The following is an 11,989-nucleotide window of genomic DNA, read 5'->3' on the forward strand; positions in this document are numbered from 1 at the left end:
TTATTTTTCCCAGAGCGCGAAGTCTGGGTTTTCCTTTTCATAAGCTAAGTGCGCGTCACTAATTTTTTCGACAAATTCGATGTGGAAAGGCTCATCTTTTAAAAGTTGGCGTACTTTTACTTCGCTTTCCGCTTCTACGTATAGTGATTGTGTTTTTTCGCGTACGGGTGTTTCTGTTAGTGTTTCTTGATAAAATACTTTAAAAATCATGTTTTTCTCTCCTTAAAATTTAAGTTTTGTTTTTAAAAATAGATTTTCAAGCTGAAAATCTAATATTTATTTAGTATTCATTGGCTTGCTTTCAGTTGTGGACTTAGTAGCAAGCGGATATGGGTGCACGAGATACTAACAATTAGGCATAAAAAAGACAAAGAAAAATTACCACAGACTAATGTATAAAAATAGCTGTGCACGTAGGTTACATTTCTTATCCGTTATAATTGCATACCTTTATTTTGGGAATTTGAAACAAATTTCCGAGTAAAAGATGTAATTATAAGCTTTTTTTCACGTTCCATTGTCGTTCTACAAATGTTCATCCGATCTATATCCTTCATTCTAATATACCATAAATCCAGATAATTGCTACTAGAAAGTATAATTAATTTTGTCAACGCTGGTATCATGGAGATTTTCTGCTATAATTTAAACATAGTGATTTAAAAATGGATAGAGGATAGAGGCGTTTAATCAATGAGTAAAATTGTATTTTTTGATGTAGATGGCACGCTTGTAGGGGAAACGAAAGAAATTCCAGCATCAGCAAAACAAGCGATTGCTAAATTGAAAGAAAATGGCGTTTATGTGGCTATCGCAACTGGTCGTGGTCCATTTATGCTTGATGAAATTAGAAAAGAGTTAGATATTAATTCTTATATTTGTTATAACGGTCAATATGTTATTTTTGAAGGAAAAGAAATATACGCTAGACCATTACCAACCGAGTCTTTAGAACGTTTAATCACGGTTGCATCGGAGCATGAGCACCCGATTGTTTTTTCAGGGAAAGATTCCATGCGCGCGAATTTACCGGATCATGACCGGGTGACAATCGGAATGAATTCGATTAAAAGAGAGTATCCTAAAGTGGATGCTAATTATTATAAAGGTCGAGACATTTATCAGTGTTTACTTTTCTGTGATGAGTCGTATGATGCTTATTACCGAGAAGAATTTAAGCAGTATGGTTTCTTACGCTGGCATGATGTTTCCGTGGATGTTTGTCCAGCTGACGGTTCGAAGGCGGAAGGCATTAAACAGATGATCAAAAAACTGGGCTTCTCGATGGAAGATACTTACGCATTTGGCGATGGGTTGAACGATATTGCAATGCTTCAAGCTGTTGGAACTGGCGTGGCAATGGGCAACGGCCGTGATGAGGTAAAAGCGGTCGCTGACTATGTTACGGATCATGTGGATGAAGACGGGGTTTATAAAGCTTTAGAACATTTAAAATTAATTTAAAATAAAGCGAGGCCACTATTTCAGTGTAGCCTCGCTTTTTGCGTTTACAGAAGTTTGTTCTAATTTTTGCTTAACGAATTTAAGTTGTGCGACGATAATAATACTAATAATAACAAGTAAATACCAACTCGTAATTTTTGAAACGTGCACTGGGCGCCATGCGATTAGCTGGTCTGGATATGCCCAAGCCCCGTAAAAACTAGCAATGTTTTCCGCAAGATAAATGAAAAAAGCGATACATAAAAAGGAAAAAGATAAAGGCATTTTGAGCTGAGTAGAACTAACTTTAAAATAAACATATGTCTTTCGGAATAAAACGAGAACTAAAATAATCAAAATCCAGCGAAAATCCATTATAAAATGATGCGTGAAAAAATTAGCGTAAATCGCTATGCAAAGGCTACTTACTAACCAGATATTTGGCCAATTTGTCATTTTAAGATCAAATCTTTTCCAAGCCTGGCAAATATAACTGGCGACACTTGCATACATAAAACCGCTATAAAGGGGCACACCGAGAATTTTCATGAAACCAGGCTCTGGATAACTCCATGAACCCATATGTACTTTATAAATTTCGAGCCCAAGACCGATAATATGAAAAACCATAATTACTTTCAGTTCATCCCACGTTTCTAAACCAAATTTTATAAGTAGAATTTGAGTTACAAGGCAAATAATTAAAAGTAAGTCGTAGCGCGCAATAAAAGGAATATCAATCAATTTTGTAAGTGCAAGCGAAATAAAGATAATACCTGGAAAAATACAACAAAGTGCTTGCTTCCAAGTAAACGCCCAAAGTAAGCGGAAAAATTGCATAAAAAAACCTCTTCTCATGATTTTCTCTAGTTTACCAAAAAAAACTAAAGAAAAGGACAAGAAAAGGTTAAAAAAGTTCATTTTGTCGATTGATATTGCGAAAAGTCGCTTCATTTTCAAAGATTAATGGTTTAGTGTTGCATTTTTCGAGTAATGCACGGACTCGGTGTTCCTCCTCGTCTAGTAAACTATGTAAAATTTCGCGAGAGTAGGGGAGGTTTGCAACCAAATAATGATCTGCGCGCTTCGTTTTAGCGTAGTGATTAGGATATTCAGCTAGCCGTCCAATTTCTTTCGAAGTTAAAAAAGGCATATCAACAGGAAGCACCAGAAAATTAGCTTTCTGATAATTGGCGGCTGCTTTCATCACCGCATAAATTCCTCCAAGTGGTCCAAAATCACTGAATGCGGCTTGATCAGGAATGATTTCAATAGTTGGTTCTGCATCAAAAAGAGTAACCAATTTTGAATAATTTTCATGATTTGCGGACACAAAAACCATCTCGCAAAGCGGCATCAATTTACTCACCGTGAGTTCAACCCACGTTTTTCCAGTTGCCTCATCCTGAAAAAACGCTTTTGGTTCCCCAAAACGGCTTGAGCGACCACCGGCTAATACAATACCAACATTAACTTTTTCGTTTTTCAAGGCGTCCCTCTCGCATAACTAAAATTTCTTCGGTCATCATTTCTGCTTCCGAGGCATAATGCGTGACAAAAATGACTGGGATATGAAAATCTTTGGCCATTTGACCAACTAATTTCATACAAATCAAACGCGTTTCTTCATCTAAACCATTGAAAGGTTCATCGAGTAAAAGCAATTTTGGCTCCGTAATCATTGCCCGAGCCATTGCAACACGTTGCTTTTCGCCGCCAGATAATTTCTGAACGGAAGAATAAAGCAGGTGAGAAATTTGCAGATAATCACTCATTTTTCGCACTTGTTGTTGAATTTCCGCTTGTTCTTTTTTCTTCTTTTTCTTCACTTTTAAGCCAAATGCGATATTTTCATACACATTCATATTTGGAAATAAAGCTAGATTTTGAAATAAATAGCCTACTTTGCGTTCTGTAACTGGAAGATGTAATGAAATACTGGAATCATCCCATGGAGTCCCATCAAATTCAATAATGCCACCATCAATACTTTTCAAGCCACTAACGCACTGAAATAGAGTTGACTTGCCTGAACCACTTGCACCCATCATCGCGGTCACTGGCTTTTCAAACGTATAATCAATATTTAAATCATGAAAAGGAAGTTTTTTATGAAATTGTAATCTTAGCATAATTACATCCCCCTCGTTAAATTACTCTGGCGTACGGTTAAAACGTGAATGACAAGTAAGGCAAATACACCGATAATGACGTTAATTAGCCCAAGATAAATCGCTGTGCGCATATCGCCTTGTTGCACCATAAAGTAAATACTAGAAGCGATGGTGTCGGTTTTACCTTCAATATAACCTGCCACCATTAAACTCGCGCCAAATTCACCCATTGCTCGGCAAAAACTAAGCAGAACTCCTGCTAAAATTGGTTGCCAACAATTCGGTAAAATAACTTTTGTGAAAATCTGTTTTTTATTCGCTGAAAGAGTCTCTGCTGCCCATACAAGTTCGTGATCAATCGATAAAAATGCGGATTTCAAGCCTTGATACATAATTGGTAAAATAATAATCGTCGTCGCAACAATAGCGCCACTCAGGGAAAAAATAAAGCTAAAATCAAATGTATCCCAAAGTACACCGCCGATAAAATCGTTACGGCCGAGGACGTTCAGTAACACCAAACCGACAACAGTTGGCGGTAAAACAAGCGGAAGTAAAATTAAGATTTCCACGAGTAACTGAAAACGTGATTTTCGACCGGTAAAATAATAACTCAGTGGTAACATCGTCATAAATGCGAGAAACGTAGAAATTGTTGCTACAAGCAATGTATGCCAAACAGATGTAAACATAAATCTCCTCCTGAACCCTCTAGTACATCTATTATTATTGTTCTCTCTGGTATAAAATGTCAAACTTAAGTACAATGAAACTAAATAAAAAAGGGGGATGAACAATGAAAAAAATAATGCTTTTTATAAGTTTTGGATTATTGCTACTTCTCGGAGCGTGCGGGGATTCTCCAGAGGAAGTAAAACAAACTACGATACATATTTCAGCGGCGGCGAGTTTAAAAGATACGATGGATGAGGTAATACCACTTTTCGAAAAAGCGAATCCGACAATTAAATTATCTTTTGATTTTGGTGGTTCTGGACAAATTCGTGAACGTGTCGAAAGTGGTGCTCCGATTGATGGCGTCCTTTTAGCAAGTAAAAAAGATGTGGATACACTGAGCAAGCAAAATTTAGCAGAAAATACGAAAGAATTTGCGGGAAATGACCTTGTTTTAATTGCACCGAAAAACGCGGACCAACAGACAGAGGCGAACTTAGAACAATTACTAGATAATGCATCCAAAATCGCTATCGGGGATCCGGAATCAGTACCGGCTGGCGCTTATGCCAAACAAACACTAGAAAACGTAAATCTATATAATGCAGAAAAAGCAAAACTCGTTCTTGCAACCGATGTTCGTCAAGTCTTATCCTATGTGGAAGCCGGGAACGCAGACGCAGGTTTTGTATACCAGACAGATGCTCTTTTAAGCAAAAAAGTACAAGTGAAAGCAAAAATTGATGAGAAACTCCATGATCCAATTGGTTATTACAGTGCGCAAGTCAGCGATTCAGATAAAAAAGAAGAAACGGCAGCATTCCTCGATTTTATGAATAAATCTGAAGCACAAAAAATACTAGAGAAATACGGATTTAAAGCAGCGAACTAAGGAGAAGTCGCTTTACTTTTTAAAACAAGGAAACTCCTGTATATTGGTACTAAAGAAAACGCATACATTATTTGTGAAAGGGAAGTGCGCCCAGATGATTGAAAAAAGAAATACCATAAGTATGGAACAAGCGAGAGAAGTATTACGTAACCAAATAACGCATCTTCCAGTAGAAAAGAAAAATGTGACAGAGGCATTAAATCAAGTATTGCAAGAGCCTATCTTTGCCCCGGTTCCTGCTCCTTATTTTAGAAGGTCTGGTTACGATGGTTTTGCGATTACGGAAGCAGATGACGGGAATTATCCAATCACTTTACGAGTTGTAGCAGAAGTTCCATGCGGGCAAACATACGATAAACCACTAAACCCAGGGGAAACCGTTCGAATAATGACTGGAGCAAAAGTGCCAGAGAATGCCTCGAAAATTATTATGCTTGAACAATCTAGAGAAGCTGATAACGAGAATGAAATTATCCTTATCAATACACAAAAATCTAGTAACATTACAGAAATTGGTGCGGAGTTTTCCAAAGGAGACTTGCTATTAGATCGCGGACATATGTTGAATGCTGGTTCGATAAGTTTACTGTCATCATTTGGTATTCACGAAGTACAAGTTATCAGAAAGCCAAAAGTAGCTATTTTATCCACAGGAAGTGAACTGGTTGCAGCCGGGAATTCGCTTCCAGATGGCAAGATTTATAATAGTAATCAACCGTTACTGGAGAATTTATTAAAAGTGCATCATGCCGAAATTTGCGCGGCCGAACAGTTACCGGATAATTATGAGGATACGAAAAACCGATTACTAGAATTGACTCAAATAGCAGACTTGATAATCACTACAGGTGGTGTTTCTGTAGGTGATTTTGACTATATGGCTGATATTGCAAAACAAGAAGCAGAATTACTTTTTAATAAAATTCAAATGCGACCAGGCAGTCCAACAACAGGGATGTGGTTGGATAAAACGCTTATCATCGCGCTTTCTGGAAATCCAGGGGCATGCTTTACAGGTTTTTACTTATTAGTAGAACCGGTATTAGCTACCTTAATGGGGAAAGATACAACTGAGACGACCCAAGTACGTGCAAAAATGGCGAGCGATTACACTAAAAATAATGGCTATGATCGTTTTTTACGAGGAACCTATCGTTTGTCTGACGAAGGGGAATATTTGGTTGAGTTGGTAGGAAGCGATATGTCGAGTGCGCTAGGAAACCTCCATTTAACCACCTGTTTATTCAAAATCCCACGCGGTCAAGTAGGGAAATTAAAAGGAGAAGAGGTCGAAGCATGGCTACTATCCTCCAAATAATTGGCTTTAAAAACAGCGGAAAAACAACTTTATTGAACGCACTAATTCGCGCTAGTCGGAAGGAAAACTACACAGTATCTGCCATCAAACATGATGCACATGATTTTTCTGTAGATCACGCGGGAACGGATTCCTACTCGTTTCAAGAAAGTGGTGCAAAAGCTGTTGTTATCGCGAATTCGAGACAATATGCTGTGATGGAACAAAACGGCATCGATTTAAAAACAGCCATTCAAAAGTTACCAGAATCAGATATCGTTCTCATAGAAGGCTACAAAGAAGGCCCTTTTCCTAAAATTATATTAATTCGCGAACAAGCGGAAATCGAGCTTTTAAAAAATAGTAAAGCTGTCCATAAAATTGCGACACATAATCCAGCATTAAAAAAAGAAGCAATTTTCATTGGCGAAGAAAAAGCTTTAAATACATTTGCAGAAACATTAATCAAGGAGTTTTTACCATGAAGTATGTAGCATTGCAACACGAAAAAATCGAAATAGGTTCGCTTTCTGATAAACTAATCAATAAAAATCACGGTGGGACTAATCTTTTTGTTGGTACAATTCGAGAATGGACGGGTGACATTCAAACAGAAGAAATTCGTTACACATCGTACGAGGAAATGGCGCTCAAAGAACTAAATAAATTAGCAGCAGAAGTAGAAACAAAGTGGGGGGCGGATGTTGTCATTGTCCACCGACTAGGACTTTTACAAATAACAGATGTCGCCGTGGTTATCGGTGTATCAACACCACACAGAGCCGCTTGCTACGAGGGATCTAGATATATTATTGAACGTTTAAAAGAACGGGTACCTATATGGAAAGAAGAAAAAGATGTCGATAAAACAAGGTGGGGTGGCATAGATGCTAACAACAGTTAAATTTTTCGCTTTTTTAGCTGAAAAGACACATAAAACGGAAGTAAAATTGAATTTGCAGCAATGCCAGACAGTTGGCGAGGTTCGAGAAGTTATTAGTAGTGAATTTCCTGAAATAGCCGTTGATTTAGCCACCTGTATGTTGGCCGTTAACATGGAGTTTCAACAAGATCAAGACCTTTTACCAGAAGAAATAACCGAAATCGCAGTCATTCCGCCAGTAAGCGGTGGATAAGGAGGGGAATAGATGGAAAAAGATGATTTAACGCATTTTAACGATGAAAAACGCGCAAAAATGGTAGATGTTACGAGCAAATCTGAAACAAAACGCCGTGCAATCGCTAGAGCTACGATACATATGAATGAAGAAACCTTAGCGCGTATTCTTGCTGGTAAAATTGCTAAAGGAGATGTTTTGGCCGTTGCGCAAGTTGCTGGAATCATGGCGGCTAAAAAAACAAGCGAACTAATTCCAATGTGCCATCCGATTATGACGACAAAAGCTGATATTTCTTTTGAAGATGACGGTAAGACCGAGCTAACTATCACGTCCGAAGTCGTAACCGTTGGAAAGACGGGGGTCGAAATGGAAGCACTCACGGCAGTAACCATTGCAGCATTAACCATTTATGACATGTGCAAAGCAATGGATAAAGGCATGCGTATAGAAAAAACGTATTTAGTGGAAAAAACAGGTGGAAAAAGCGGGACATTTAAAGCAGAAGCGTAACTATTTTGTAGGATAGGAGTTTTGTTTTATGCAATTATTAAAGGATAAATTTGGGCGGGTACACGATTATATTCGTATTTCAGTAACAGATCGGTGTAATTTAAGGTGTGTGTATTGTATGCCCGAAGAAGGCCTGACATTTTTGCCTCATGAAAAAGTACTATCCAAAGATGAAATTGTCAGCTTTATGGAATTAATGGTGAAATTCGGCATAAAAAAAGTCCGCATAACTGGCGGAGAGCCATTACTTAGAACCGATATTGTGGAAATTGTTCGCGGGCTGGGAGCAATTCCTGAAATAGAAGATATTTCGATTACAACGAATGCGATGTATTTGGCGAAAAAAGCAGAAGCGCTAAAAGAGGCTGGATTGACGCGCGTGAACATCAGCTTGGATTCCTTGCATGCAGACCATTTTCAAGCAATTACTCGTGGTGGACGTTTGCAAAAAGTTCTCGATGGTATTCAAAAAGCAGAAGAAGTTGGGCTATTTCCAATTAAGCTTAACGTCGTCCTAATTAAAGGACAAAACGATGACGAAATAACCGATTTCCTCCGCTTTACAAAAGATAAAGATATTAATATTCGTTTTATTGAATACATGCCGATTGGTCATGCTGGCACGAGTTGGAAAGAAAAATATTTGCCGCTTGATAAGATTTTTGAAGCCTGCGACAAAGCCTCCTATGAATATGAGCCAGTCGATTCGATTCGCGGAAACGGTCCTTCCGAAAACTTCCGTATAAAAGGAGCAAAAGGAACATTTGGTGTGATTCACCCAGTTAGCTCCCATTTTTGCGATAGTTGCAACCGACTTAGACTTACCGCAGATGGTTATATTAAAGCATGCCTTTACTGGGACGAAGAAATGAATATTCGTCCGTTTATCCAAGACCCAGTTAAACTAATGCAACTTGTGCAAAAGGCAATTGATAACAAACCTGAGAATCACGAAATGGCATTAAAATTACAAGATGAAGTACAATCTAATAAACCAACTTGGCGTCGTATGAGTCAAATTGGCGGATAAATAAAGCATCCGGTCACACATGTGACCGGATGTTTTATTTTTGTCGTTCTGCTATCAAATGAGGTAATTCAGGGACAATCAATTTTTGCATCGCGAGCTGACAAGCGTTACTTGATCCAGGCAATGCGAAAAGCAGTAAGCCATTTTCTGAAAAACCAGCGAACGCCCGAGATACCATAGCCCGACTACCAACTTCTTCGTAACTAAGCATACGAAAAATCTCCCCAAATCCGGGAATTTCTTGCTGAATAGTTGCAAATAAGGCTTCATAAGTGAAGTCGCGTTTAGCGATACCTGTACCACCATTTGTGATGAGGCAGAAAGAACCGTTAACAGCTAGCTCGTTTATTTTCTGTTTGATGAGCGTAACATCATCCGGAACGACAATCCGCGATATTACCTCATGCCCAGCGGTTTCTAAGGCAGATTGAATCAGTTGACCACTAGTATCCGTATCCAAATTTCGTGTATCGCTAATGGTTAGAATACTACAAGCTACCTTAATAAATGACTTTTGTTCCATAACTGCCTCCTTTAGTTAAAAAATAAATGATATATTTTTTTTGCTTCTGTTATATTTTCTGTTCCATGAAGTAACACGCGCCCATTTTTAAAAATAACAAACTGGAACTTTTCGTGATGGAAACTGAGTAAAGCGGGATTTTCTGTATAAGGAATTTTCTGTTCTGCCAGTAGTTGTTTAATTTCGCGGTAATTACTTCTATTAGGTAAGCGAAATTGCACTGTATCTCTTCCGCAAAGAGCAACTGTTTGCTCGGAAAAAGGAACTTCTGAAAGTGCTTTTCCAGTTGTGCAACCAAGACAATCGTGGCGTTTTTTGACTTCGATTGTCCGGAAAGAAAATTGCCAATTATCTAGTTGATAGTAGGTATTTGCTTTGAAATCAGGGTTGATAATCATTTGCGTAAGTAAGGAAACTTGCATGCCGGCGATGATTGGAATCAGCGCGCCGTCAACACCAATAATATCGCAACTTGCTGCATTGGTTTGGGGAATATCGCCGAGTAAACAGTGTAAACAAGCAGAGTCAGGCGGAATAATTGGCATGAGATTCGCATAATTTCCAGCACACGAGGTGAAAATCCACGGAATTTGATGGGTGAAACAAAACTGATTTAAAAAGTCACGCGTCATAAAGTTATCTGTGCAATCGAGTATGTAATCAATTGTTCCGGCATAAGGCGTTAAACTCGTTATGTTCGCATCATCTACAATATATTCGATTGTAATATCGCTATTAATGAGTTGTAAAGCTTTAGATGCTGCATACGCTTTTGCTTGTTTGTCTAATGCATCTTGTTCCGTGAAAAGTGATTGGCGCTGCAAGTTACTTAGCTCCACATAGTCACGATCAATTAAAATTAACTTTCCAAAACCCATTCGTGCACAAATTTCTGCGGCATAAGAACCAATCGCGCCAACACCAACAATTAAAATCGTTTTCGTGAGTAATTTTTCTTGACCAACTTTTCCGATATTCTTAACGCGCATCTGCCTATCATAACGTTCCAAATTTCCACCTTCTTTCCAATCTTATTTTACCAGAAAAACACATAAAGCGCTTACTTGTAAGGTTTAGGTTTATTGTTGAATTCCCGTTACGACATATTTATAATGAAAGAAAAAACTAGAGGTGCTAACTATGAAACAGCGCGTAGAAACAGAAAAATTTTATCCTGCTTATCCAGTCTTTGTATTGACTTATTTGAATGAGTTTGGAGAACCGCAAATGTCAACGGGGTCATCATCGTACACATTAGGAGATAGTATCGTTATCGGCGTGTCAGCAGAAAGTAATGCGAGCAAACATTTACATGCTGGTCAAAAATTTGCGGTAAATTTTCCAAACACAGAGCAGTTAGGGTTAATTGAACAAGGGGGATTCTCATCAGGCAAGCGCAACGATAAAATAAAAGTTCATCAAATCGAATTAACCAAAAGTGATAGCGGGGGAGTAGCTTACATTGATACGTGTCCGATTGTATTCGAGTGCAACGTAACCCGGACCGTATCCGACGAAGACTATCATACAATCTTTGCTAAAATTGACTCGCGATTATTTGAAAAAAGCTTAGTGGATTCAGATGGTCATTTTATTCATGAAGAGCTTGATTTAGTTTTATTCTCAGGCGATGCAAATGAACGTAAATTTAGACAGCTAGATACAAAAATAGAAACAGTTGGTGGCCATTCATAGAGACAAAAATCCCCGCAGGAATTAGTATACTGCGGGGATTTATTCATTTTAACCAAATACGTCCACATCAGGTGGCAAGTAAGATGGGTTTTCTTTATTAATATGATCATAAAACATAATTCCATTTAAATGATCGATTTCGTGTTGAATAACAATGGCTGGATAATCTTTAAAACGCAACTTAAGTGGTGTACCATTTTCGTCAAAAGCGTCAATAGTTACACGTTCACTTCGAACCACATAACCTGGAACTTCCCGGTCAACAGAAAGGCAGCCTTCACCACCAGAAAGACAAGCTTGCTGCACAGAATGGCTACGAATTTTTGGATTATAAAGCACATAACTATAAAGACGATCTTTTTCATCATGTACATGAATAGCAAGGAAACGTTTCGTTACAGCAAGTTGTGGAGCAGCAATTCCCACGCCACCACGTAAACCGTATTTTTCCGCCATCTCTTCATCTTGACTGTTAATCAGGAATTCAAGCATATCACGGCCTAATTTTTTTTCTTCATCTGAAAGCGGGAAAGTCACTTCTGTCGCAACTTCTCTAAGTGCTGGATGACCTTCTCGTACAATATCGTCCATTGTAAGCATGATTTGATTCTCTCCTGTTCTTTAATAACTTATCTTTATTTTAACAAAAGAACGAAAAAAAAGGAATGAAAGATTACTACACGCGAAAA

The 11,989-nt window shown here is 38.2% G+C and carries 17 protein-coding genes; 9 read left to right on the forward strand and 8 right to left on the reverse strand.

Going from position 1 to position 11,989, the window contains the following annotated elements; all coding sequences use genetic code 11:
• Complete coding sequence (locus tag AB2Q86_RS05365; RefSeq protein WP_003722652.1) at nt 1–210, reverse strand: DNA-dependent RNA polymerase subunit epsilon; 210 nt, start codon at nt 208–210, stop codon at nt 1–3.
• A 483-nt stretch (nt 211–693) separates the two neighbouring features.
• On the opposite strand from AB2Q86_RS05365, the gene AB2Q86_RS05370 reads away from it, so the two are divergent.
• A complete protein-coding gene (locus AB2Q86_RS05370; RefSeq protein WP_012581593.1) occupies nt 694–1,464 on the forward strand; it encodes a Cof-type HAD-IIB family hydrolase in 771 nt (256 codons plus the stop codon).
• 15 nt (nt 1,465–1,479) lie between these two features.
• On the opposite strand, the gene AB2Q86_RS05375 is transcribed toward AB2Q86_RS05370, so the two are convergent.
• The 4 genes from AB2Q86_RS05375 to AB2Q86_RS05390 all read right to left on the reverse strand — a co-directional run bounded on the left by AB2Q86_RS05375 (nt 1,480) and on the right by AB2Q86_RS05390 (nt 4,249).
• Nucleotides 1,480–2,283, reverse strand: a complete 804-nt coding sequence (locus AB2Q86_RS05375) for a DUF817 domain-containing protein (protein WP_012581592.1) — start codon at nt 2,281–2,283, stop codon at nt 1,480–1,482.
• Nucleotides 2,284–2,350: 67 nt separating this feature from the next.
• Nucleotides 2,351–2,932: a molybdenum cofactor guanylyltransferase gene (locus tag AB2Q86_RS05380; RefSeq protein WP_014589035.1), complete on the reverse strand. Its 582-nt coding sequence runs from the start codon at nt 2,930–2,932 to the stop codon at nt 2,351–2,353.
• On the reverse strand, nt 2,913–3,575 hold the full coding sequence (locus tag AB2Q86_RS05385) for an ATP-binding cassette domain-containing protein (protein ID WP_012581590.1): 663 nt from the start codon (nt 3,573–3,575) through the stop codon (nt 2,913–2,915). The genes AB2Q86_RS05380 and AB2Q86_RS05385 overlap by 20 nt, the downstream gene beginning before the upstream one ends.
• A gap of 2 nt (nt 3,576–3,577) precedes the next feature.
• Complete coding sequence (locus AB2Q86_RS05390; RefSeq protein ID WP_003730111.1) at nt 3,578–4,249, reverse strand: molybdenum ABC transporter permease; 672 nt, start codon at nt 4,247–4,249, stop codon at nt 3,578–3,580.
• A gap of 104 nt (nt 4,250–4,353) precedes the next feature.
• On the opposite strand from AB2Q86_RS05390, the gene modA reads away from it, so the two are divergent.
• From modA to moaA, 7 genes are all read left to right on the forward strand, one after another.
• Nucleotides 4,354–5,124: a molybdate ABC transporter substrate-binding protein gene (modA, locus tag AB2Q86_RS05395; RefSeq protein WP_012581589.1), complete on the forward strand. Its 771-nt coding sequence runs from the start codon at nt 4,354–4,356 to the stop codon at nt 5,122–5,124.
• A gap of 94 nt (nt 5,125–5,218) precedes the next feature.
• Nucleotides 5,219–6,442, forward strand: a complete 1,224-nt coding sequence (locus AB2Q86_RS05400) for a molybdopterin molybdotransferase MoeA (protein WP_012581588.1) — start codon at nt 5,219–5,221, stop codon at nt 6,440–6,442.
• On the forward strand, nt 6,421–6,906 hold the full coding sequence (mobB, locus tag AB2Q86_RS05405; protein WP_003730108.1) for a molybdopterin-guanine dinucleotide biosynthesis protein B: 486 nt from the start codon (nt 6,421–6,423) through the stop codon (nt 6,904–6,906). The genes AB2Q86_RS05400 and mobB overlap by 22 nt, the downstream gene beginning before the upstream one ends.
• Nucleotides 6,903–7,325, forward strand: coding sequence for a molybdenum cofactor biosynthesis protein MoaE (locus AB2Q86_RS05410; RefSeq protein ID WP_003730107.1), 423 nt, complete (start codon nt 6,903–6,905; stop codon nt 7,323–7,325). The genes mobB and AB2Q86_RS05410 overlap by 4 nt, the downstream gene beginning before the upstream one ends.
• Entirely contained in the window at nt 7,309–7,557 is a 249-nt protein-coding gene (moaD, locus tag AB2Q86_RS05415) for a molybdopterin converting factor subunit 1 (protein ID WP_003730106.1), read from the forward strand. Before AB2Q86_RS05410 ends, moaD begins: the two co-directional genes overlap by 17 nt.
• A gap of 12 nt (nt 7,558–7,569) precedes the next feature.
• The gene (gene moaC, locus AB2Q86_RS05420; RefSeq protein ID WP_012581587.1) at nt 7,570–8,052 is read left to right on the forward strand and encodes a cyclic pyranopterin monophosphate synthase MoaC; all 483 of its coding nucleotides are present in this window, start codon (nt 7,570–7,572) and stop codon (nt 8,050–8,052) included.
• A 28-nt stretch (nt 8,053–8,080) separates the two neighbouring features.
• A complete protein-coding gene (gene moaA, locus AB2Q86_RS05425; protein WP_014589036.1) occupies nt 8,081–9,082 on the forward strand; it encodes a GTP 3',8-cyclase MoaA in 1,002 nt (333 codons plus the stop codon).
• 34 nt (nt 9,083–9,116) lie between these two features.
• Here the strand turns inward: moaA and AB2Q86_RS05430 are convergent, their stop codons facing one another.
• Nucleotides 9,117–9,605 carry a molybdenum cofactor biosynthesis protein B gene (locus AB2Q86_RS05430; RefSeq protein ID WP_012581585.1) on the reverse strand — a complete coding sequence of 163 codons (489 nt, stop codon included), beginning with the start codon at nt 9,603–9,605 and terminating at the stop codon, nt 9,117–9,119.
• An 11-nt stretch (nt 9,606–9,616) separates the two neighbouring features.
• Complete coding sequence (locus tag AB2Q86_RS05435) at nt 9,617–10,615, reverse strand: ThiF family adenylyltransferase (RefSeq protein WP_014589037.1); 999 nt, start codon at nt 10,613–10,615, stop codon at nt 9,617–9,619.
• 130 nt (nt 10,616–10,745) lie between these two features.
• Between AB2Q86_RS05435 and AB2Q86_RS05440 the strand changes: the two genes are divergently transcribed.
• Nucleotides 10,746–11,300 (forward strand): flavin reductase family protein, encoded by a 555-nt coding sequence (locus AB2Q86_RS05440; protein ID WP_012581583.1) that lies wholly within the window; start codon nt 10,746–10,748, stop codon nt 11,298–11,300.
• A gap of 48 nt (nt 11,301–11,348) precedes the next feature.
• Here the strand turns inward: AB2Q86_RS05440 and def are convergent, their stop codons facing one another.
• Nucleotides 11,349–11,900 (reverse strand): peptide deformylase, encoded by a 552-nt coding sequence (gene def, locus AB2Q86_RS05445; RefSeq protein ID WP_003730100.1) that lies wholly within the window; start codon nt 11,898–11,900, stop codon nt 11,349–11,351.
• Between the last annotated feature and the right edge of the window lie 89 nt (nt 11,901–11,989).

Source organism: Listeria monocytogenes, assembly GCF_041765605.1.
GTDB lineage: Bacteria > Bacillota > Bacilli > Lactobacillales > Listeriaceae > Listeria > Listeria monocytogenes_D.